21 protein-coding genes are annotated in these 22,031 nt (G+C 72.9%); 17 read left to right on the top strand and 4 right to left on the bottom strand.

Annotation, left to right across the window (positions count from 1 at the left end):
* Positions 1–33: 33 nt before the first annotated feature.
* Positions 34–753, bottom strand: a complete 720-nt coding sequence (locus tag IEX47_RS01430) for a TIGR03089 family protein (RefSeq protein ID WP_188782158.1) — start codon at positions 751–753, stop codon at positions 34–36.
* Positions 754–831: 78 nt separating this feature from the next.
* Between IEX47_RS01430 and IEX47_RS01435 the strand changes: the two genes are divergently transcribed.
* Positions 832–1,914, top strand: a complete 1,083-nt coding sequence (locus IEX47_RS01435; protein WP_188782160.1) for a mannose-1-phosphate guanylyltransferase — start codon at positions 832–834, stop codon at positions 1,912–1,914.
* A gap of 45 nt (positions 1,915–1,959) precedes the next feature.
* Here the strand turns inward: IEX47_RS01435 and IEX47_RS01440 are convergent, their stop codons facing one another.
* Both IEX47_RS01440 and IEX47_RS01445 read right to left on the bottom strand, forming a co-directional pair.
* Positions 1,960–2,721, bottom strand: coding sequence for a DUF3105 domain-containing protein (locus IEX47_RS01440; protein WP_188782161.1), 762 nt, complete (start codon positions 2,719–2,721; stop codon positions 1,960–1,962).
* Between the two features lie 53 nt (positions 2,722–2,774).
* Positions 2,775–3,539, bottom strand: coding sequence for a 2-phospho-L-lactate transferase CofD family protein (locus IEX47_RS01445; RefSeq protein ID WP_188782163.1), 765 nt, complete (start codon positions 3,537–3,539; stop codon positions 2,775–2,777).
* Positions 3,540–3,724: 185 nt separating this feature from the next.
* Here IEX47_RS01445 and IEX47_RS01450 point away from each other — a divergent pair, with 185 nt between their 5' ends.
* The 3 genes from IEX47_RS01450 (at position 3,725) to IEX47_RS01460 (ending at position 8,265) form a co-directional block, all read left to right on the top strand.
* Positions 3,725–3,979: a WhiB family transcriptional regulator gene (locus IEX47_RS01450; RefSeq protein WP_107698990.1), complete on the top strand. Its 255-nt coding sequence runs from the start codon at positions 3,725–3,727 to the stop codon at positions 3,977–3,979.
* 93 nt (positions 3,980–4,072) lie between these two features.
* A complete protein-coding gene (locus IEX47_RS01455; protein WP_188782165.1) occupies positions 4,073–6,886 on the top strand; it encodes a glycosyltransferase family 2 protein in 2,814 nt (937 codons plus the stop codon).
* A complete protein-coding gene (locus tag IEX47_RS01460; protein ID WP_188782167.1) occupies positions 6,883–8,265 on the top strand; it encodes a DUF5719 family protein in 1,383 nt (460 codons plus the stop codon). The genes IEX47_RS01455 and IEX47_RS01460 overlap by 4 nt, the downstream gene beginning before the upstream one ends.
* Positions 8,266–8,283: 18 nt before the next feature.
* Here the strand turns inward: IEX47_RS01460 and IEX47_RS01465 are convergent, their stop codons facing one another.
* Positions 8,284–8,724, bottom strand: coding sequence for a metallopeptidase family protein (locus IEX47_RS01465; protein ID WP_229662532.1), 441 nt, complete (start codon positions 8,722–8,724; stop codon positions 8,284–8,286).
* 50 nt (positions 8,725–8,774) lie between these two features.
* On the opposite strand from IEX47_RS01465, the gene IEX47_RS01470 reads away from it, so the two are divergent.
* The 13 genes from IEX47_RS01470 to IEX47_RS01530 all read left to right on the top strand — a co-directional run bounded on the left by IEX47_RS01470 (position 8,775) and on the right by IEX47_RS01530 (position 21,987).
* The gene (locus IEX47_RS01470) at positions 8,775–9,143 is read left to right on the top strand and encodes a DUF3499 domain-containing protein (protein WP_188782169.1); all 369 of its coding nucleotides are present in this window, start codon (positions 8,775–8,777) and stop codon (positions 9,141–9,143) included.
* A gap of 20 nt (positions 9,144–9,163) precedes the next feature.
* Positions 9,164–10,540, top strand: a complete 1,377-nt coding sequence (locus IEX47_RS01475) for a phosphomannomutase/phosphoglucomutase (RefSeq protein ID WP_188782171.1) — start codon at positions 9,164–9,166, stop codon at positions 10,538–10,540.
* On the top strand, positions 10,537–10,701 hold the full coding sequence (locus IEX47_RS01480) for a Trm112 family protein (protein ID WP_188782173.1): 165 nt from the start codon (positions 10,537–10,539) through the stop codon (positions 10,699–10,701). Before IEX47_RS01475 ends, IEX47_RS01480 begins: the two co-directional genes overlap by 4 nt.
* 20 nt (positions 10,702–10,721) lie before the next feature.
* Positions 10,722–11,750: an SIS domain-containing protein gene (locus IEX47_RS01485; protein WP_188782175.1), complete on the top strand. Its 1,029-nt coding sequence runs from the start codon at positions 10,722–10,724 to the stop codon at positions 11,748–11,750.
* Positions 11,751–11,805: 55 nt separating this feature from the next.
* The gene (locus tag IEX47_RS01490) at positions 11,806–12,735 is read left to right on the top strand and encodes a DUF808 domain-containing protein (protein ID WP_188782177.1); all 930 of its coding nucleotides are present in this window, start codon (positions 11,806–11,808) and stop codon (positions 12,733–12,735) included.
* Positions 12,736–12,869: 134 nt separating this feature from the next.
* On the top strand, positions 12,870–14,312 hold the full coding sequence (gene ahcY / locus IEX47_RS01495; RefSeq protein ID WP_188782179.1) for an adenosylhomocysteinase: 1,443 nt from the start codon (positions 12,870–12,872) through the stop codon (positions 14,310–14,312).
* A gap of 25 nt (positions 14,313–14,337) precedes the next feature.
* Positions 14,338–15,051 carry an MtrAB system response regulator MtrA gene (mtrA, locus tag IEX47_RS01500; RefSeq protein WP_308423234.1) on the top strand — a complete coding sequence of 238 codons (714 nt, stop codon included), beginning with the start codon at positions 14,338–14,340 and terminating at the stop codon, positions 15,049–15,051.
* Between the two features lie 3 nt (positions 15,052–15,054).
* Positions 15,055–16,653: an MtrAB system histidine kinase MtrB gene (gene mtrB / locus IEX47_RS01505; RefSeq protein ID WP_188782181.1), complete on the top strand. Its 1,599-nt coding sequence runs from the start codon at positions 15,055–15,057 to the stop codon at positions 16,651–16,653.
* Positions 16,650–18,359 carry an LpqB family beta-propeller domain-containing protein gene (locus IEX47_RS01510; RefSeq protein WP_188782183.1) on the top strand — a complete coding sequence of 570 codons (1,710 nt, stop codon included), beginning with the start codon at positions 16,650–16,652 and terminating at the stop codon, positions 18,357–18,359. The genes mtrB and IEX47_RS01510 overlap by 4 nt, the downstream gene beginning before the upstream one ends.
* Positions 18,360–18,425: 66 nt before the next feature.
* Positions 18,426–19,319 (top strand): ComF family protein, encoded by an 894-nt coding sequence (locus IEX47_RS01515; RefSeq protein WP_188782185.1) that lies wholly within the window; start codon positions 18,426–18,428, stop codon positions 19,317–19,319.
* A 94-nt stretch (positions 19,320–19,413) separates the two neighbouring features.
* Entirely contained in the window at positions 19,414–20,031 is a 618-nt protein-coding gene (gene hpf, locus IEX47_RS01520) for a ribosome hibernation-promoting factor, HPF/YfiA family (protein ID WP_188782187.1), read from the top strand.
* Between the two features lie 55 nt (positions 20,032–20,086).
* Positions 20,087–20,761, top strand: coding sequence for a response regulator (locus tag IEX47_RS01525; protein WP_188782844.1), 675 nt, complete (start codon positions 20,087–20,089; stop codon positions 20,759–20,761).
* 5 nt (positions 20,762–20,766) lie between these two features.
* On the top strand, positions 20,767–21,987 hold the full coding sequence (locus IEX47_RS01530) for a winged helix-turn-helix domain-containing protein (protein ID WP_188782189.1): 1,221 nt from the start codon (positions 20,767–20,769) through the stop codon (positions 21,985–21,987).
* Positions 21,988–22,031: the final 44 nt, after the last annotated feature.

A 22,031-nucleotide genomic window follows, 5' to 3' on the forward strand; every position in this document is an offset into this window, starting at 1 on the left:
CCCACGAAGGAGCCCGACCCACGAAGGAGCCCGTCACGGCTCCTTCGTCACGAGGTGCTCCGCCGTCACGCGCTCCTGGTGGCGGAGGACCTCGAGGCGCGCCGGGTCGGCGTTGCGCCACAGCACGACCGATCCACCGCTGGTGACCGGCTGCAGGAGGACGGCAGGGTCGGTGAGCGGGTTGACCGTGGTGAGCAGGCGCTGGCCCGACCACGGCCCGGGCGCGGCGAGCTCGGCCCAGGTGCGGCCCTCGTGCAGCACGTCGCCTGCCTGGGCCGGGTCCCACGGCACGAACGCGTCGGGCTGCGACCAGACCTCGACGCCGAAGTCGTGGACGCCCTCCGGCAGCGGCTCCTTGAAGCGGACGCCCATCGGCAGCAGCGCCGAGGCGAGCACCGGCGCCGTCCCCTCGGCGTACGTGCGCAGGCGGGAGGGGTCCGGGCCACAGACGACGAGGTCGGCGTCGGTGCGCTCGTTGGTGACCTCCGCCCCGACGTTCCAGACCGCGCCCATGACGACGGGCGTCAGCCAGTGGATCGGCAGGTCGACGAGAACGGTGCTGCCGCGCTCGATGTCGAGCTCCTCCACCAGGAGCGAGGACGTCTTCGCCACCCAGTTGGCATACGTCGTGCCGCTGAGCTCCACGCGCTCGCCGGTCGCGTCGTCGTAGAAGGTGACGAGCGGGCGCCCGGGCTCGGTGCGCAGGATCTGGCCGAGGAGGCCGGCGAACGTGGTCGGTGCGGAGGCGGTCATGCGGCCAGCCTAGGGAAAGGACGTTGGCAAGCGACGCTCCCGGTGCGTGGCCCCAGGGCATGGCCTAGCCTTCAGCGCATGAGTTCGGTTGACCACTTCTGGGCCGTCATCCCCGCGGGTGGCGCGGGCACCCGTCTCTGGCCGCTGTCGCGCGCCGGCGCGCCGAAGTTCCTCCACGACCTGACCGGCTCGGGGCGCTCGCTGCTCCAGGCCACCGTCGACCGGCTCGGCCCGCTCGTCGACGACCGCACCGTCGTCGTCACAGGCACCGCCCACCTGCCCGCGGTCGCGCGGCAGCTGCCGGGCGTCGCGGAGGAGTACCTCCTCGCCGAGCCCACGCCGCGCGACTCGATGGCGGCGATCGGCCTGGCTGCCGCCCTCCTCGAGCGCAAGGACCCCGACGCCGTCATGGGCTCCTTCGCTGCCGACCACGTCATCCCGGATGGCGACGCCTTCGCCACGTGTGTCCGCAACGCCATCACGGCCGCCGAGGCCGGCTGGCTGGTCACGCTCGGCATCGAGCCGACGTACGCCGCGACGGGCTTCGGCTACATCCACGTGGGCGACGCGATGGCCGACCTGCCGGCGTTCCACGTCAAGGAGTTCGTCGAGAAGCCCTCGGCCCCGGTCGCGGCGCAGTACGTCGCGTCCGGCGACTACCGGTGGAACGCCGGGATGTTCGTCGTCCGCCCGACGGTCCTGCTCGACCTGCTCGCCGAGAACGACCCCGGCTTCGCCGCCGACCTCCGCGCCATCGCGGCCGGGGGAGCGGAGGCGATGGCCCGGCTCTGGCCGACGCTGCCGAAGATCGCCCTCGACCACGCCGTCGCCGAGCCGGCCGCGTCGGCCGGGCGGATCGCGGTCGTGCCCGGCGCCTTCGACTGGGAGGACGTCGGCGACTTCGCCTCGCTCGGCGACCTGCTCGACCCCGACGCGTCGGGCGCGCTGACCGTGCTCGGCGACGCGGGCCTCGTGCAGAGCCGCAGCTCCTCGGGCCTCGTCGTCACCGCCACGGGCCGCTTCGTCGCCGTCCTGGGCCTCGACGACATCATCATCGTCGACACCCCGGACGCGCTCCTGGTCGCTGCGCGTGACCACGCCCAGGACGTGAAGGCGATCGTCAACGGGCTCAAGGACGAAGGGCGCACCGACCTCGTCTGAGGTCAGCGCGCCCTTCCGTGGGTGCCGCGCGTCCGGGCCGGGGCGTCAGCCCGCAGTCGGCTCCGGGCTGTTGAGGTACGGGTACGCCGTCATGAACTCCTGCAGCGCCTGGCCGGACACCTCGCTGCAGTACTGCCAGACGCCGGCGTCGGCGGTGACCTTGGCCTTCTTCGCAGCGGCGGCGTCGGCCTTGGCGGCCTCCTTCGCCCAGTGCGTGATGGCGACGTGCTGGCCCTTCGGGAACGGCTTGCCGTCGGTCTTGAGCCACGGGACGATCTTGAGCTTCTTGCGGAAGTCGTCCTCGCCCTGGAACTTGTCGGCGATGCCCTTGAGGTCGGTCATCGCGGCCGAGTCGTCGGCGATGGTGGAGTCGTACCAGACGATCGTGTAGCCGTGCTCGAGGTTGTGGACCAGCTGGGCCACGCGGGGGCGGTCGATCTCGGTGTACATCTTCCGCTTGATCGGGTCGGGGTAGACCTCGTGCTGGCCGAACGCCGGCGGCGACGCCTCGGCGGAGTAGTCCACCGGGGTGCCCGGGTCGACGTGCTGCTGGGTGCCGGTGCCCGGCGAGAGGATCCGCGAGCCGCACACCGAGGCCTTGGCGCCGATCGCCGAGAGGTTCAGCTTGGCGACGCTGTTGGTGTCGAGCATGCCCTTGATGATCGGCACCGCGGGGATGCCGATGATGACCAGCGCGGCGAGCACGGACAGCAGGATGATGATCCGACCCTGGCGCTGGTCAGCCCTCTGAGCGTCGCGGCGGATCTTGTCGACGGCGGCGCGTCGGTCGGAGGAGGAGGTGGCCACGGCTGTTCGGGACCTTTCGTCGGTGACGGTGTCAGGGGTCGGACGTGCGGAGTCTACGGAGTGGTCGGTCGCGTGGCTGCGAGGGTGATGCCCCGCGCCTCGATGGCTGCCAGCTCGTCCGGTGTGCCGACCCCGACGACGCGTACGCCGGCGAGGGCCGCGGTCACGCCCGGCACGTCGAGCAGTCCGGCCACGCCGAAGGCGTCACCGGGCACGACGACGACCTCGTCGGCTCCGGTGATCGCGTCGAGGACACCGGGTGCGGGGCTGGCCGAATCGATGCCGACGACGGCGACCGCCTCGACCGGCTCGCCCTCGTGCCGCGCGCGGTACTCCTGCAGGTGCAGCGCGCGCTGGCCCGACGGGCTCGCGGCGTCGGCCACCGCGACATGGGTCTCGACGCGGTCGTCGGTGACGGGCAGCAGCCGCACCCGGTCGGCGTACAGGGGAGTGAGCCAGCGGCGGCAGAGCGCCTCGGTGACCTGCGAGAGGGGGTAGCCCGCCTCGAGCATCTGGGTGCGCACCAGCTGGGTCGCGACCTCGTGGTCGGCGGGCGCGAACCACGCCGGCTCCACGCCGTACGCCGCGAGGCCGGCCGCCACGGTGCTCGTGGCGGCGGGGCTGCCGCCGAGGGTGTGCATGAGCAGGTCGAGGTCGGGGGAGACCTTGAGGCCGTGGAGCCAGGCGTCCGCGGCGGTGTTCGCGACGAGCGTCACAGATCCGGGGGCGTCCGCGGCCCCGGTGCGGAGGCCGGCGACGAGGTCGTTGGAGAATCGGGCTCCGCGTGCACCGGCCGCCAGTACGGTGATCTTCTGCATGGGGACAGCCTGCCCGATAGTCGCGCACTCCAACTGGTTGTGCCTATAGCAGAGACGGGCTTGACTTCCCGTGCATGACAGGCATGTAATTCCCGTAGTGTCGTTCACAGCGGGGAAGTTGGGCGCGACATCGGCCAAGATCACACCCGGCCAGCAGTTTCAGGGTCGACACAAAGGGGAGTCCCATGCGTGAGCTGTACTTGCTCGACTCCGACGTCGAGGAGATCGGTTGGCAGGAGCGTGCCCTGTGTGCGCAGACCGATCCGGAGGCGTTCTTCCCGGAGAAGGGCGGATCCACCCGCGAGGCGAAGAAGGTGTGCCACACCTGCGAGGTCCAGTCCGACTGCCTCGAGTACGCCCTCGGCAACGACGAGCGCTTCGGCATCTGGGGTGGTCTCTCCGAGCGGGAGCGCCGCAAGCTGAAGAAGCGCGCAGTCTGAGGCATCTGCTTCAGCAAGCCGAAGTCGACGGGGGCCCATCGGGCCCCCGTCTTCGCGTTCTCCCACGTCTGCCACTCCGTTAGGGTCCGTTTCGTGACAGTCACCGCACTCCTGGTCAGCCACGACGGTGCCCGCTGGCTCCCCGCCGTGCTCGAGGGGCTCGCCGGTCAGACCCTGCGTCCCGACCGCGTGCTCGCCCTCGACACCGGCAGCGGCGACCAGTCGGCCGACCTGCTGCGCGAGGCGCTCGGCGCCGACGCGGTGCGCGAGGCGGAGGGCTCCTTCCCGGAGGCGATCGACCGCCTTCTCCCCGAGGTGACGACCGACTGGGTCTGGATCCTGCACGACGACGCGAACCCCGCGCCCGACGCGCTCGCCCGCCTCGTCGCGACCGCGACCACGCACGACGCCTCCATCGCCGGCCCGAAGCTGCGCGAGTGGCCCTCGCTGCGCCGCCTTCTCGAGCTGGGCGTGTCCCTGTCCGCCACGGGGCGGCGCGAGACCGGTCTCGAGCGCGGTGAGTACGACCAGGGCCAGCACGACTCCGTCCGTGAGGTCCTCGCGGTCAACACCGCCGGCATGCTGGTCCGCCGCGAGACGCTCGAGGCGCTCGGCGGCTTCGACCGCAACCTGCCGCTCTACGGCAACGACATCGACTTCGGCTGGCGGGCGGCCCGCGCCGGCCTGCGCACCGTGATCGTCCCGTCCGCGGTGGTCTTCCACGCGGAGGCCGCACACCGCGGCGTACGCCGGAGCTCGCTGTCGGGGCGCCGCACCCGCACGCACCGCTACGAGCGGGAGGCGGCGCTCTACACGCTGCTGGTCAACCGCGAGCGGTGGTTCCTCCTGGGGCTGCTCCGGCTGATGGCCGGCACGGTCCTGCGCGCGCTGGGCTACCTGCTGGCCCGCCAGCCCGGTCACGCCGGCGACGAGTTCGCCGCGCTGCTCAACACCGTGGGCCGGCTGCCGGTCATCCTGCGCCGCCGCCGCGAGCTGCCTCCGGCCACCGGTGACACGGTCGGCCTGCGCCCGCCGTGGTGGGTGCCCTACCGTCACGGCCTCGACGCCGTCACCGACTTCGCCTCGGCCGTGGCGCTCCACGGCCGTGACGCGGCCGACCGGCGGCGCACGGCCCGGGCCGAGCGCCTCGGCATCGCGCTGCCCGTGGAGGACGACGAGGACGACCTGCTCGAGGACACCGGCCTCGTCGCGCGCTTCTTCACCAGCCCGCTGGCCCTGGCGGTCACCGCCGCCGCGATCCTCGGTCTCTGGGCCGCCCGCATCGCCTTCGGGCCGATCGCAGGAGGTGCGCTGAGCCCCGCGCCGTCCGCGGCGGCTGACTGGTGGCGCCTCGCCCTCGAGGGCTGGCACGAGCTCGGCCAGGGCACCGACGCCCCTGCCCCCGGCTACGTCCTGCCGTTCGCCGTCGCGGCCTCGACCATCGGCCTCGGCTCGCCGACCGTGGTCGTCTCGCTCCTCTTCCTCGTCGCGGTGCCGTTCGCCGGCTGGGGCGCCTGGCGCTTCCTGCGTGCGGTCTGCGAGCTGACGACCGGTCGGTTCGACACCCGCGTCGCCCTCTGGGGCGCCATCGCGTACGCCGCGGTGCCGGTCGCCTCGGGCGCCTGGGGCCAGGGCCGCTTCGGCACCGTCGCCTCCGCCGCGCTGCTGCCGTGGACCGCCCACGTCGTGACCGGCCTCTTCGAGACCTCCGCCGACCGCCGGTGGCGTGCCGCCTGGCGCGGTGGAGCGATGCTCGCGCTCCTCACCGCGTTCACGCCGTCGGCCTGGCTGGTCGCGCTCCTCGGTGTCGCGGTGCTGCTCGGCCTCGGCTTCGTCCTGGCCCGCGACGTCGTCGCCTCCCGCGACATCTGGCTCCCGCTGGTCGTGCTGCTCCTGGTGCCCGCCGCGCTCATGCTCCCCGGCGCCGTCGGCATGATCGGCCACGACCCCGCCGCCCTCTTCCTCGAGGCCGGGCGCCTCTCGCCGACGCCCGACGCCCTCGCGCTGATCGCCGGCCGCGTCGGCGGGCTCGGCGCCCCCACGTGGGCCGGCCTGCTGCTGCTCGTGCCCGGCGTGGTCGCGCTGCTGCGTACGCGCACCCGTGTGCCCGTGCTCGCGTGCTGGATCCTCATCGCGGTGGCCGCGGTCGTCGCCGCGGTCCTCAGCCACGTCACCGTCGAGCTGCCCGCCGGTCCGGTCCGCCCGGGCCTCGGCTTCCTCGTGGTCGTGATCCAGGGCGGCCTGCTGACCGCTGCGGTCGTCGCGGCCCAGGGTTTGCACATCCCGCGCCCGACACTGCGCGAGTGGCGGGTGCCCGTCGGGGTGCTCGTGGCGCTGGCAGCCGTCCTCGGGCCGGTCGTCGGCCTCGCCTGGTGGGTCGTCGACGGCGACAACGAGCTGCACCGGCCCACCCAGACCGACGTCCCGGCGTACATGGTGCAGGCGGCCGACCACGGGCTCGGCCACGGCGTGCTCGTGATCCGTGGCGACGTCCACAACGGCATCACCTGGGAGGTGCACCGCGGCGACGGCACGACGCTGGGTGAGGACGAGGTCCTCGCGCTCACGGGCCCGGACGAGCACCTCGACAAGGCGGTGACCTCGCTCGTCTCCCGGCCGACGCCCGCGGTCCTCGACCAGCTCACCGCCGCCGGCATCGACTACGTGCTGCTCCCGGCTCCCGCCTCCGCGCAGGTCGCCTCCGGGCTCGATGCGGCCGACGGCCTGACCCAGGCCAGCGCGCCCGACCCCCGCACGCGTGCGTGGCAGCTGGCCACGTCTGCTCGCGGTGACGCGGTCGCGGGTGAGGATCCCTGGTGGCACCGCGTTCTCGTCACGCTCCAGCTGCTCGCGATCCTCGTGGTCGCCGTCCTGTGTGGCCCGACCCGACGTGAGGAGGACGCATGAGCCAGCTCCCCGGCCGCCGCGCCGCGCTGACCCAGGCCCGCAAGGTCCGCCCGGCCACCGCCATCGGCGTGGGCGCGCCCCTGCTCACGCTCGTCGCGCTGCTGGTGCAGGCTCCGGCCGACACCCAGCACGACACCGCCCGCCGTGCCCCGCAGGCCCAGGCCCTCACCAGCGCCGACCTCTTCTGCCCGGCATCGGGCAAGGGGCCGGTCCGGCTCGCATCCGTCGCCGAGCAGGGCGCCGGCGCCGTCACCCGCCGGCTCCCCGGCACCTCCCGCCGTACGCCGGTCCCGCTGCGAGCCGGGGGCACCGCCACCGTCGACGACAGCTCGGCCATGCTGGTCCGGGCGAGCGACGCGCTGGCGCCCGGGCTCATGGGCGCCCGGCTCGGTGCCCCGCAGCCCTCGGCGCGCGAGTGCGCGGCGCCGGGCGGAGTCCGCTGGTTCGTCGGCGCAGGCGCGGGCGCCGCGCACCTCTCGACGCTCACGCTCGCCAACCCCGACGGCGGCCCGGCCGTGGCCGACGTGCGGGTCTGGTCGACCGACGGCGAGCTCCAGGAGATCGAGTCGCGTGGCCTGACCATCGGCGGGGGACAGGTCTCCACCCTCGCGCTCGAGTCACTGGCGCCCAACGCCCACGAGCTCGCGGTCCGGGTGGTGGTGACCCGCGGACGGCTGGCGTCCTCGATGAGCGACCAGTTCGGCAAGGTCGGTGAGGCGCTCCACACCGACGGCCTCGCCGCAGGTTCCGTGCCCGCGCGCCACCAGGTCCTGCCCGGGCTGACCCGCACGGCCAACTCCCGGGTGCTCACGCTCGTCAACCCCGGCGCCAGCGAGGCGCGGGTGACGGTCCGCGTCGCCGGCGCCCACAGCACCTTCGCCCCCGCGGGCGTCGCCGAGATCCATGTCCCCGCCGGTCGCGTCGTCGTCACCGACCTCGGCGCCGCCCTCAGGAAGCTGACCGCCGGCGAGGACCTCTCGCTCGTGGTCGACGCCACCGAGCCCGTCGCGGCAGGCCTGCGCGCGACGGTCGCAGGCGACCTGCTCCAGCACCCGGCGCTGCAGCTCCGCACGGGCCGCACCGGCTCGGTGGTCCCGCGCACGGGCACGTCGTCACTCGTCCTCGCGGCCGGCGACCACGCGGGCACCGTCCGGGTCCGGTGGGACGACCGGCACGAGAGCGTGGTCAGGATCGCGGCGGGCACCACCCGCGCGATCGCCGCTCCGAAGGGCGCACGGTGGGTGCTCGTCGACGCCACCGTCCCCGTCGCGGGCGTCATCAGGACCCAGGCGAAGAAGGGCGCCGCGCTCCTGCCGCTCCGGCCGCTGGTCACCCACCTGCTGGTGCCGTCGGTGCGACCGGCCTGGCCGCCGAGCTAGTCCGGGCTGGTCCGGGGCTTAGTCGTCGCCCGGCTGGTAGCGGGGGTCGATGTCCTCGGCCGGCAGGCCGAGCAGCTCCGCCACGTTCTCGACGACGAGGGTGAAGACCAGCGCCTCGAGGTCCTCGCGCTCGGGCGCCCGGTGCTCGATCGGCCGGCGGAAGAGCACGAGCCGGTGCGGGCGTCCACCCGTCGCGCGGATCATCGACGCGAGCGGGATCGAGTCGTGCGCCCACCCCTCGGGGAGCAGCGGCGTGTCCTCGACGGCGTACTCCAGCGAGCCGACGCTGCGCAGCTCGCGCTCCCAGCGGCAGTCGATCGCGTCGGCGATGGCGAGCACGATGTCGTCGAACCGCTCGCGCCGCGTGGGCCGGGCCGGCATCGACCGGACGCCGCCGGCCCAGGCCGGCATGACGCCCGGTCCGCGCATCCCGCGCCCACGTCGGTCTCGAACACTCACGCGGGCGAGCCTAAACCGGACAGCCGCCGCCGGGCGGTAGCGTCTCTCCCGTGAGCTCAGCCCGTCGTTGTTCGAAGACTGCATGCGGCCGTCCGGCCGTCATGACGCTGACCTACGTGTACGCCGACCAGACGGCCGTCGTGGGCCCGCTCGCGATCCATGCCGAGCCGCACGCCTACGACCTGTGTGAGTTCCACAGCGAGCGGCTCTCGGCCCCGCGTGGCTGGGAGGTCCTGCGTCTCGCGGCCGACCCGTCGCTCGCCGGTCCGTCCAGCGACGACCTGCTGGCGCTGGCCGACGCCGTCCGCGAGGCAGCCCGCCCTGCGCCGGTCCAGGAGCCCCCGATGCACCGCCCCGCCGAGCACGGCATGCGCGAGACCGCACGTCGCGGCCACCTCCGTGCGCTCAGCTCCGACTGATCCCCGCTAGGCTCGGCGGCATGTCCGAGACGCTCTCCGCGGAGAACCTCCACGCCATCTTCAAGGCCTATGACATCCGGGGCCTGGTCGGCAGCCAGCTCGACGAGGAGCTCGCGCACCGCATCGGTGCCGCCTTCGTCCGGGTGCTCGGTGCCGACACGGTGGTGGTGGGCCACGACATGCGGCCCTCGTCGCCGGGCATGGCGGGTGCGTTCGCCGATGGCGCGGCGCAGGCCGGTGCCGACGTCGTCCTGATCGGGCTCGCCTCCACCGACCAGCTCTACTTCGCCTCGGGCCACCTCGGCCACGCGGGCGCGATGTTCACCGCGAGTCACAACCCCGCGGCGTACAACGGGATCAAGCTCTGCAAGCCGGGCGCCGCCCCGGTCGGCATGGAGACCGGCCTGGCCGAGATCCGTGACCTCGTGCTCAAGGGCGAGCAGCCCAGCGCCGGCCGCGTCGGCGACATCAGCAGCCACGACGTCCTCGAGGCGTACGCCGCGCACCTGCTCGCGCTCGCGCCCGTCAAGGGCCGCCGGCTCAAGGTCGTGGCCGACGCCGGCAACGGCATGGCCGGCCTGACCGCGCCCGCCGTCTTCGAGCGCCTCGGCGACGAGCAGGCCGAGCTCGTGCCGATGTACTTCGAGCTCGACGGCACCTTCCCGAACCACGAGGCCAACCCGATCGAGCCGGAGAACCTCGTCGACCTGCAGCACCGCGTGCTCGCCGAGGGTGCCGACATCGGCCTCGCCTTCGACGGCGACGCCGACCGCTGCTTCCTCGTCGACGAGAAGGGCGGGCTGGTCGCCCCGTCCACACTGACCGCGCTGATCGCCGACCGCGAGCTCGCCAAGGAGCCCGGCGGCACGATCATCCACAACCTGATCACGAGCCGCTCGGTCCCCGAGATCGTCACCGAGCAGGGCGGCACCCCGGTCCGCACCCGCGTCGGCCACTCCTACATCAAGGCGACGATGGCCGAGACCGGTGCCATCTTCGGCGGCGAGCACTCCGGCCACTTCTACTTCCGCGACTTCTGGCGCGCCGACTCCGGCATGCTCGCCGCGCTCCACGCGATGGCGGCGCTGGCCGAGACCGACAAGTCGCTGTCGGAGCTGCTCGCCGACTACGCGCGCTACCCGATGTCGGGCGAGATCAACTCGACCGTCGCCGACCAGGGCGCCGTGATCGACGAGATCAGGCAGACGTACGCCGCCCGCGACGGCGTCACGCTCGACGAGCTCGACGGCCTGACCGTCGCGCACGCCGACTGGTGGTTCAACGTCCGGGCCTCCAACACCGAGCCCCTGCTGCGACTCAACGCCGAGGGCAAGGACGAGGCCACGATGGCCCGCGTCCGCGACGAGGCACTCACCCTGATCAGGAGCGACCGATGAAGATCGACCCCCGCCTGCTGGACATCATCCGCTGCCCCGAGTGCAAGGGCCTGCTGGCCCCGGTCGGCGAGGAGCTGGTCTGCCAGGGCTGTGGCCTGGCCTACCCGGTCCGCGACGACATCCCCGTCCTGCTGGTCGACGAGGCCCGCAAGCCCGCCTGAGCCCCCGAGCGGAGCGAGAGATGGTCTACTTCGACGAGGCCCGGCTCGACGACGCGGAGGCGCTCGTGTCGGCCGACCTCCGCCTGCGTGAGCTGGCCGAGTCCGGCGCCCGCGTACGCCGCGAGGCCGGCGAGGCTGCCGAGGCGATCCAGCGTGCTGCCGCCGAGCGGGGCAGCGAGCGCCCGCGTGCGGTGATCGCCGCCGGTCCCGACTCCCGTCTGCTCCGCGCGGTGCTCGAGCCGTGGTGCCCCGTGCCGTTCGTCGCCTGGCCGGCCCCCGGCCTGCCCGGCTGGGCCGGCAGCCTCGACCTGGTCGTGATGCTGGCGCCGCAGGGCTCCGACCCCGCCGCCGCATCTGCCGTCGCCGAGGCCGTCCGCCGCGGGTGCCAGGTGGTCGTCGCGTGCCGGCCCGGCTCGATGGTCGCCGAGCACGCCGAGGGCCGCTGGACCACCCTGCTGCCGGCCACCACGGGCGATCAGCTGGCCACCGCGGTCGTCATGCTCGACCTCCTCCACCGCGTCGGGCTCGGCCCGTCCTGCGACGCCGACGAGGTGGCCTCGGCCCTCGACCGCGTCGCGGTGGAGTCCTCGCCCCACCAGGACCTCGCCGAGAACCCCTCCAAGGAGCTCGCGATCGCGCTCGCCGAGGCGCTCCCGCTCGTCTGGGGCGGCTCGACCCTCGCGGCCCGCGCCGCCCGCCGGGTCGCCGAGCAGATCCGCCGCGCGTCTGGTCGCAGTGCGCTGGCCGGCGACGCCGAGCACCTGCTCCCGGTGATCGAGGCGACCCGTCCGCGCAACCTCTTCGACGACCCGGTCTCCCTCGACGGCGGGGCTGACCTGCGCCCTCTCCTGCTCGTCCTCGACGACGGCTCCGACGACCCGGTCGTCCGCGAGCAGCGCGGCCGGCTGCAGGCGGCGGCCGCGCGCGCCGGCGTACGCGTGGAGGCGCTGGCGAGCGATGCCGGCAGCGAGGTGGCGCGCTACGCCTCGCTCCTCCTCTCCGGCACGTACGCCGCGGAGTACCTCGGCGTGGGCCTGGCAGGGGAGTAGCACCCCGGGCCGCCACCCGGAAGGCGGCGACCGGGCGGCCGATAGCCTTCGCGCCATGAGCGCTGGACTGTTCGGACTCCTCGACGACATCGCGGCCCTGGCCCGCCTGGCCGCGGCGTCCATCGACGACGTCGGCGCTGCCGCCGGCAAGGCGACCCTGAAGGCGACCGGTGTGGTGGTCGACGACACGGCGGTCACGCCGCAGTACGTCCACGGCATCGCCGCGGAGCGCGAGCTGCCGATCATCAAGAAGATCGCGATCGGCTCGCTGCGCAACAAGCTCCTCTTCATCCTGCCGGCCGCCCTGCTGCTCAGCCAGTTCCTCCCGCAGGCACTGCCGGTGCTGCTGATCATCGGTGGCACCTACCTCGCCTTCGAGGGCGCGGAGAAGGTCTGGGAGTTCCTCCACCACCACGACGACCACGTCGGCGACCTCGAGACCGTCGAGCACACGCCCCACGAGGAGAAGCAGCTCGTCGCGGGCGCGGTCCGCACCGACTTCATCCTGTCGACCGAGATCATGGTGATCGCGCTCGACTCGGTGAAGGACGAGACGTTCCTGGCGCGGCTGGCGATCCTCGTGGTCGTCGCGATCGCGATCACGATCGGCGTCTACGGCGTCGTCGCCGCGATCGTGAAGATGGACGACGTCGGCCTGTTGCTCGCCCAGCGCCGCACGAGCGGGGTGCGCGCGCTCGGCCGCGGCCTCGTCGCCGCGATGCCCAAGGTGCTCTCGTTCCTCTCGACCGTGGGCATCGTCGCGATGCTCTGGGTCGGCGGCCACATCCTGGTGGTCCAGCTGCACGAGCTCGGCTGGCACGCGCCGTACGACGCGGTCCACCACCTCGAGCACGGTGCTGGCGGCGGCCTCCTCGGCTGGCTGGTCAACACCGCGTGCTCGGCCGTGGTCGGCCTGGTCGTGGGCGCTGTCGTGGCGGTGGCGCTCCACCTGCTCCCGCACCGTGGGGACGACCCGGCCCACTGAGCCACGGCAGCTCGCGGCGAGGTTTCCCCGTGCGGGCGGCCTCGCTTGTACGCTGGGTCACTGTCGTGCGCGGGAGATCCCGGACGAGTGCAGATGCACCGCAAGACACCGTTCTTCACTGTTTGAGGAAATTCATGGACTTCAAGGTTGCTGACCTCTCCCTGGCCGAGTTCGGCCGCAAGGAGCTCACCCTCGCCGAGCACGAGATGCCCGGCCTGATGGAGATGCGCCGTCGGTACGCCGACTCGCAGCCGCTCAAGGGCGCCCGCATCGCCGGCTCGCTCCACATGACCATCCAGACCGGCGTCCTCATCGAGACGCTCACCGCGCTCGGTGCCGACGTCCGCTGGGCGACCTGCAACATCTTCTCGACCCAGGACCACGCCGCTGCCGCGGTCGTCGTCGGTGTCGACGGCACCCCGGAGGACCCCCAGGGCACGCCCGTCTTCGCCTGGAAGGGCGAGACCCTGGCGGAGTACTGGGACGAGGCCGAGAAGGTCTTCGACTTCACCGACGCCGACGGCAACCGGGTCGGTCCCAACATGCTGCTCGACGACGGTGGCGACATCACGATGCTCGTCCACCTGGGCGTGGAGTACGAGAAGGCCGGCGCCGTCCCCGCGCAGGACAGCACGGACAACGAGGAGTTCAAGGAGGTCCTCCGGGTCCTCGCGCGCTCCCTCGACAACGACCCGCAGCGCTGGACCAGCATCGCCAACGGCATCATGGGCGTCACCGAGGAGACCACCACCGGTGTCCTCCGCCTGTACGACCGCTTCAAGGAGGGCTCGCTCCTCTTCCCGGCGATCAACGTCAACGACTCGGTCACCAAGTCGAAGTTCGACAACAAGTACGGCTGCCGCCACTCGCTCATCGACGGCCTCAACCGGGGCACCGACGTGATGATCGCCGGCAAGACCGCGGTCGTCTGCGGCTACGGCGACGTCGGCAAGGGCTCGGCCGAGTCGCTGCGTGGCCAGGGCGCCCGCGTGATCATCACCGAGATCGACCCGATCTGCGCCCTGCAGGCCGCGATGGACGGCTACGAGGTCAAGCGCCTCGAGTCGGTCGTCGACTTCGCCGACATCTTCATCACCACGACGGGCAACTTCGACATCATCCGCGTCGAGCACTTCGAGCGGATGAAGAACCAGGCCATCGTCGGCAACATCGGTCACTTCGACAACGAGATCGACATGGCCGGCCTCGCGAAGATCCCGGGCATCGTCAAGGACGAGATCAAGCCGCAGGTCCACCAGTGGATCTTCCCCGACGGCAAGAAGGTCATCGTTCTCTCCGAGGGCCGCCTGCTGAACCTCGGCAACGCGACCGGCCACCCGTCGTTCGTCATGTCGAACTCCTTCACCAACCAGGTGCTCGCGCAGATCGAGATCTTCACCAAGCTCGAGGAGTACCCCATCGGCGTCTACGTGCTGCCGAAGCACCTCGACGAGGAGGTCGCGCGCCTGCACCTCGAGGCGATCGGCGTCGAGCTGACCGAGCTCAACCAGGCGCAGGCGGACTACCTCGGCGTTCCGATCGAGGGTCCGTACAAGTCCGAGCACTACCGCTACTGAGCCACCAAGACGTCGGGAGTCGTACGTGAGCGGAACCGTCGTGCCCTCCGAGGGGTACGCCACCAAGGGCAAGGTGCTCGTCGTCGATGACGACGCGTCGCTCGCCGAGATGCTCACGATCGTGCTGCGCCAGGAGGGGTTCGAGAGCCGCGTCTGCACGCGCGGTGACCAGGCCCTCGCGGCGTTCCGCGAGTACCGCCCCGACGTCCTGCTGCTCGACCTGATGCTGCCCGGCAAGGACGGCATCGACGTGTGCAGGGAGATCCGCGCCGAGTCCGGCGTGCCGATCGTCATGCTCACCGCCAAGGGCGACACGGTGGACGTGGTCGTCGGTCTCGAGTCCGGGGCCGACGACTACGTCACCAAGCCGTTCAAGCCCAAGGAGCTCGTCGCGCGCATCCGCGCCCGCGTACGCCGCCTCGATGCGCCGACGCCGGAGAACCTCGCCATCGGGCCGGTCTCCATCGACGTCGCCGGCCACGTCGTCACCCGTGACGGCATGCCGGTCAACCTCACGCCGCTCGAGTTCGACCTCCTGGTCTGCCTCGCGCGCAAGCCGTGGCAGGTCTTCACCCGCGAGGTCCTGCTCGAGCAGGTGTGGGGCTACCGCCACGCCGCCGACACGCGCCTGGTCAACGTCCACGTGCAGCGCCTGCGCTCCAAGATCGAGAACGACCCGGAGAACCCCGAGATCGTCGTCACCGTGCGCGGCGTCGGCTACAAGGCCGGACGCAGCTAGGGCATGCCGCGAGGTCTGATGTCGGCCGCGGTACGACGAGGGCCCGCGATCTGGCGCCGTTCGCTGCAGGTCCGCATCGTCCTCAGCGCGATCCTCCTCGGTGCCATCGTCATCTCGGCGACGGGCTGGTTCCTGACCAGCCAGATCCGCTCCGGCCTCGTCGACGACAAGGTGCGTGCGTCCGTGGCGGAGGCGGCCCGCGAGACCCGCGAGGTCGAGACGCGCCTGGCCGCCCTTCCTGGCACCGACTACGACACCCCCGAGCAGGTGGCGCTCCTCTTCGAGCCGCTCGCCGAGCTCGGCCAGGTCCGCGGCTTCGGCGTGGTCCTGGTCGGGCCGGTGACCGCCGACTCCGCCACCGCACCCGGTGTGCGGTCCTCCCCGGGGCTCGACATCGCCTCGGTGCCGGCCGGGCTGACGCGCCACTTCGCCACCAGCGACCGCTCGTCGTGGGCCTTCACGCATGTGCGGATCACCGATCCCGGCACGCGCGACGTCGACGTCGCGGGCGTGGCGGTGGGCCACGTCGTGCGCCTGCCGGCAGACCGGGGCCGCTACGTCATCGAGTACCTCTTCCCGATGGAGCAGGAGGAGCAGACGATCGACCTGGTCAGCCAGGCGCTGCTCACCACCGGAGCCCTCCTGCTCGTGCTCGTCGGCCTGCTCACCTGGCTGGTGACCCACCAGGTCCTGTCGCCGATCCGGCTCGCCCGCCGGGTCGCCGAGCGGCTCGCGGCCGGCCAGCTCGAGGAGCGGCTGCCGGTCCGTGGTGAGGACGACCTCGCCCGCCTGGCCCAGTCGTTCAACCAGATGGCCGCCAACCTCCAGCGCCAGATCCGCCAGCTGGAGGAGCTCTCGCGCGTCCAGCGCCGGTTCACCTCCGACGTCTCCCACGAGCTCCGTACGCCGCTGACGACTGTGCGCATGGCCAGCGAGGTCCTGCACGACGCCCGCGGTGACTTCGACCCCGTGACCGCGCGGGCCGCGGAGCTGCTGCAGACCGAGGTCGACCGGTTCGAGGGGCTGCTCGCCGACCTCCTCGAGATCAGCCGCTTCGACGCCGGCGCCGCGGCCCTCGACCTCGAGGACGTCGACCTCGGTGAGCTCGCCCGCCGGGTCGTCGACATGACCCGGCCCCTCGCGGAGCAGCGCGGCGTCACCGTCACCGTCGACATCGCCAACTGGCCGGTGCGCGCCGAGCTCGACCACCGTCGCGTCGAGCGGATCCTGCGGAACCTGATCACCAACGCGATCGACCACGCCGACGCCGCGACCGGTGTGCTCGTCCGGGTGGCCGGCGACGACCACTCCGCCGCGGTCACCGTGCGCGACTACGGTGTCGGCCTGGCGGTGGGGGAGTCGGCGCTCGTCTTCAACCGCTTCTGGCGCGCGGACCCGGCCCGCACCCGCACCTCCGGTGGCACCGGCCTCGGCCTGGCGATCGCCCTCGAGGACACCCACCTCCACGGTGGCTGGCTGCAGGCGTGGGGCCAGCCGCGGAAGGGGGCACAGTTCCGGCTCACCGTGCCCCGCCGGGCCGGGGCGCTGTTGCGCCACTCGCCGCTGCCCTTGGTGCCGCGCGACGCGGGCGACCGCGCGTGACCGGCGTACGTCGCGGGGCGCTGGCTGCGGCCCTCCTCGGGGTGCTCGCGACCGCGGGCTGCGTGACGCTGCCCGACGGCGGCGACGTCCGCGACCAGCCCGGCGACGTCCTGCCGAGCGCCACGGGCATCCGCTACACGCCGCCGGGTCCCGCCCGGGGCGCGTCGCCACACGCGATCGTCACCGGCTTCCTCGACGCGATGGGCGCCAGCCCCGTGCAGACGTCCACGGCGCGCGAGTTCCTGACCCGATCTGCGGCGGAGGCCTGGCAGCCGCAGCGCCGTACCGTCGTCTACGACGCGGTGAAGCCGTCGACGAGCGGCTCGTCGGGCGACCTGGTCCTGACGGGCGCAGCCTGGCTCGACGAGGCCGGGCGCTGGCGGGGTGAGCTGCCCGCCGCTGAGGCCCACGTCCACCTCCGCCTGCAGCGGGAGCGCGGCGAGTGGCGCATCGGCGGTGTCCCGGACGCGCTCCTGGCCCGCCGCACCTGGTTCAGCGGCGCCTACGCCCAGTTCCAGGTGCACTTCCTCGCCCCGGACTACAGGTCCCTCGTGCCCGAGCCGGTCTTCGCGCCGCGCGGCGAGCCGTTGGCCACGTCGCTCGTGCGGGCCCTGCTCATGGGGCCTCCCGACCCCGATGCGCCATGGCTGGCCAACCGGCTCGGCGGCCTGCACCTCGCCGAGGGTGCGGTCACCGTCAAGGAGGGCACGGCCCGCGTCGGCCTCAGCGGCGTGGCGACGCTGCCCACCCCGGCTGCGCGGACCCAGCTGGCCGCCCAGCTCGCGTGGACGCTGCGCCAGGTCCCCGGTGTCCGCACCTTCCAGGTGCGCATCGGCGACACGCCGCTGACGCTCGAGGGCGGCCTCACCGACATCCCGGTCGGCCAGGGTGCGTCGCTCGACCCGGCCGATGCGGAGGCGAGCACCGCGCTCTTCGGCCTGCGCGGCGGGCGGCCCGTGCGCGTGGAGGGCCACGACGTGCAGGCGCTCGACGGTGCCCACGCCCCGGCGTACGCGCTGCGGGAGGTGAGCGTCGACCTCGATGCGACGCGGCGGGCCGAGGTCAGCGCCGACGGCCGGCAGGTCAGGGTCGCTGCGCTCGACGGCGCCGGCCCCGCCACCGTCGTGACGGGAGAGGACTTCGCCCACCCTGCGTGGGACCGCGCCGGCCACACCTGGCTCCTCGACCGCCGTACGTCGGGCGCCGGCGTCACCGTGCTCTCCTCGGGGAGGCAGCTGGTGGTCCGCGTGCCCGGAGTGAGCGGCGCGCGGGTGACCGACCTCCTCGTCTCGCGCGACGGCACCCGCCTGTTCGCGGCCGTCCGCGATGACGGGCGCGACGAGGTGCTGGAGAGCCGGCTGTGGTGGAACGGCGACGACGTGTCGGCGTCGCCGGCACGCCGGGTCGCGACCGTGTCGGGCCTGCAGGACCTCGGTTGGGACGGCCCCACACGGGTCGTCGCGCTGACGACGGCGCACGGGCTGTCGCAGGTCACCTGGATGACACTCGACGGCGCGCCGGGCGACCTGGGCGACATCCCCGCGGCGGCAGCGGTCTTCGACCCGGTCACCAGCCTGGTCACCTCAGCGACTCCGGGCCAGCCGCTCTGGGCGGTCGGCGCGAAGGGGGCGCTGGTGGCCGTCGGCGCCGCCTCGTCCGCCGACGAGCCGCCGCACGGCATCACCCACCTGACCGCCGTCGGCTGACGGCGTCCTCCACAGCAGCCGGCCGGGCCGGTTGCCCGTACCGCGGAGGTGCGCTGGCATGTCCGCGTGCACGACACGACGGACCCGACGCGCGACGCTGGTCCCGAGCCGACCGGCCGGGCCTGGACGGACCCGGTCCTCGACCTGCTCGCCGGCAGCACCTGCGTGTGCTGCAGCAGGCCGGGGCGGGCGCTCTGCCCGGCCTGCCGCGCTGGACTTCCGGTCGAGCCCGTCAGGGTGTGGCCCCACCCCTGTCCGCCCGGCCTCGCCCCGGCGTACGCCGCGGGGGAGTACGCCGGGCTGCTGCGCGGCCTCGTGCTCGGCCTCAAGGAGCAGCACAGGCTGGCGCTGGTCCGCCCGCTCGGGCTGCTCCTGGCGACCGCGGTCACCGGGCTCCTCCCGCCCGCGGCCGTCCCGGGTGCGCCGGTGCCGGTGGTGCTCGTCCCGGTGCCGTCCCGGCCGGGGGCGGCTCGCCGGCGGGGCCACGAGCCGACCCGCGACCTGTGCCGGCGTGCGGTCGCGGTGCTGCGGCGACAGGGCCTGCCGGCGACGACGACCGGCCTGCTGCGCGTGGCACGCGTCGCCGACCAGCGCGAGCTGACCGCCACCGCTCGTGCGGCCAACCTCGACCGGGCGATGAGGATCGACGGGCCGGCCCTGGGCCGCCTCGCGCGGCGTCATCCCCACGCCGTCGTGGTGCTCTGCGACGACGTGCTCACGACCGGATCCACGGCGCGGGAGGCCCAGCGCGCGCTCGCCGCGTGCGGGGTGGAGATCGCCGGGATCGCCGTCGTCGCGGCCACCCGGCGCCGCTCCGTGAGACCCACAGCGAAAGTTCAGCAAGAGTCCTTTCATCGTTCGGCGTTCGGGTCTAGCGTCGGTGCATGGAGTCAGTCCGGTTCCGTGGATGCCACGGCGGGACGCCCCCTCCGGGGCCCCGCTCCCACGTCGATGCCGTAGACCACGCCGACTCCATTGCCCGGTCTCTCCGCCGTCGGATGACGGTGGAGCGCTGATAACCAGCAACGACACCGAGGAAATCACGGAGGTCTCCATGGAAATTGTGGTCAACGCCCGGCACTGCGATGTGTCCGACCGGTTCCGCAGCCACGTCGAGGAGAAGCTCGCCCGCCTGGAGAAGCACGATCACCGGATCATCCGCATGCAGGTTGAAGTGGAGAAGGAGCGCAACCCCCGTCAGCAGGACCGCAGCGTGCGCGTCGAGCTGACCGCTTTCAGCAAGGGCCCGGTCGTGCGGGCCGAAGCCTGCGCCGTCGACAAGATGGCGGCGCTCGATCTCGCGCTGGACAAGATGGCGTCGCAGATGCGGCGTGCGGCCGACCGCCGGCGCGTCCACCACGGCCGCCACACGCCCGTCTCCGTGGGCCAGGCGCTCGCCGGGAGCGCGAGCGTGCCCACGCAGGCATCCCCGAGCGAGGACCACGTCATGGAGCACCAGGTGGGTCCGATCGCCGTCCTCGGCGACGGCCCGCTCGTCGTTCGCGAGAAGTCGCACCCCGCCACGCCGATGACACTCGACCAGGCGCTCTACGAGATGGAGCTGGTCGGCCATGACTTCTACCTGTACGTCGACAAGGAGAGTGAGCGCCCCGCGGTCGTCTACCGACGCAAGGGATACGACTACGGAGTGATCTCGCTGGACCTGGCCTGAGCGTCGCCCGAGGGGGTCTGTCGGTGGGGTCTGCCATGATGCAGGGGTGACAGCGATGCAGGGCTCGACCGAACGCGAACCGATCAGGGTGCTGGTCGTCGACGACCAGGAGCTGTTCCGCAGGGGACTGACGATGATCCTGGGCACCGACCCGGCGATCGAGGTCGTGGGCCAGGCAGGCGACGGAGTCGAGGGCACGTCCCTCGCCGCCAGCCTGGCCCCCGACGTCGTGCTCCTCGACGTGCGGATGCCGAAGCGCTCCGGCATCGAGGCGTGCGTGGCCATCAAGGAGATGGTGCCGTCGGCGAAGATCATCATGCTCACCGTCAGTGACGAGGAGGCCGACCTCTACGAGGCGGTCAAGTCCGGTGCGTCGGGCTACCTCCTGAAGGACTCCTCGATCGACGAGGTCACCCAGGCGGTCCGCGTCGTCGCTGACGGCCAGTCGCTGATCAGCCCGTCGATGGCGGTCAAGCTCATCGACGAGTTCAAGCAGATGTCGCGCCCCGACCGCGACCAGGTCTCCCCGCTGCGGCTCACCGAGCGCGAGCTCGAGGTGCTGCGCCTGGTGGCCACCGGCATGAACAACCGCGAGATCGCGCGCCAGCTCTTCATCAGCGAGAACACCGTGAAGAGCCACGTGCGCAACATCCTGGAGAAGCTCCAGCTCCACTCGCGGATGGAGGCGGTCATGTACGCCGTCCGCGAGAAGCTCCTCGACATCCCGTAGTCCGCGTGGAGTCGCTGAGCCGGGCCCAGGCGCGCCGCGTCGCGCTCGCCGCCCAGGGGTTCCTCGACCCGCCGCACGCGCAGCCCACGCTGCGCACCCTCGAGCGCACCGTACGCCGCACCGGCGTGCTGCAGATCGACTCGGTCAACGTGCTGCAGCGGGCGCACTTCATGCCGCTCTACGCCCGGATGGGCCCCTACGACACCGACCTGCTGCGGCGCGCCTCGGCCGAGCGCCCGCGGCGTCTGGTCGAGTACTGGGCACACGAGGCCGCCTACATGCCCGTCGACCTCTGGCCGCTGATGCAGCACCGGATGGCCCAGGCGCACGAGCGTGCGTGGGGCGGGCCGAAGTCCGTCGCGCGGGAGAACCCCCAGCTGCTCCGTGACGTCCTGGCCGACGTGCAGGGGCGGGGAGCGCGCACCGCGCGCGAGATCGAGGCCGACCTGACCAGTGGTGCCGACCGCACCAAGGGCCACTGGGGCTGGAACTGGTCGGAGGTCAAGAAGGCCCTCGAGTTCCTCTTCTACGCCGGCGACATCACCGTCGCCGGGCGCAACGGCTCCTTCGAGCGCCTCTACGACGTGCCCGAGCGGGTGCTGCCCGCGGCCGTGCTGGCGGCTCCCACGCCTGCGCCGGCCGACGCCCACCGCGAGCTGGTCCGGCGCGCGGCGGTCAGCCATGGCGTCGCCACGGAGCAGTGCCTGCGCGACTACTACCGCATGGGCGTCGCCGAGACGCGCGCGGCGGTCGCCGACCTCGTCGACGCGGGGGACCTGCTGCCGGTGACGGTCGAGGGGTGGCGCCGGCCGGCGTACCTCCACCGGGAGGCGCGGCTGCCGCGCAGGGTGCAGGCCCGCACGCTCCTGAGCCCCTTCGACCCGGTCGTCTGGGAGCGGGCACGCACCGAGGCGCTCTTCGACTTCCGCTACCGCATCGAGATCTACGTGCCCGAGCCCAAGCGGGTCCACGGCTACTACGTGCTGCCGTTTCTGCTCGGCGACGACCTGGTCGCCCGGGTCGACCTCAAGGCCGATCGCGCGCGCGGCACGCTGCTGGTCCCCGGGGCCTTCGCGGAGCCCGGCGCACCCGCGGACGTGGCTGTCCACCTCGCCGCCGAGCTGCGCCGGCTGGCGGACTGGCTCGGCCTCGCGGAGATCGCCATCGGCAGCCGCGGCGACCTCGCGCCCGCGCTGGCGGCGACGCAGCGCGCTGCCTGTTTGTGACGCGGGTAGCATGACCCGCGTTTCCCGACGACTTCACCAGGAGC

The organism is Nocardioides phosphati (assembly GCF_014646375.1).
Classification (GTDB): domain Bacteria; phylum Actinomycetota; class Actinomycetes; order Propionibacteriales; family Nocardioidaceae; genus Nocardioides; species Nocardioides phosphati.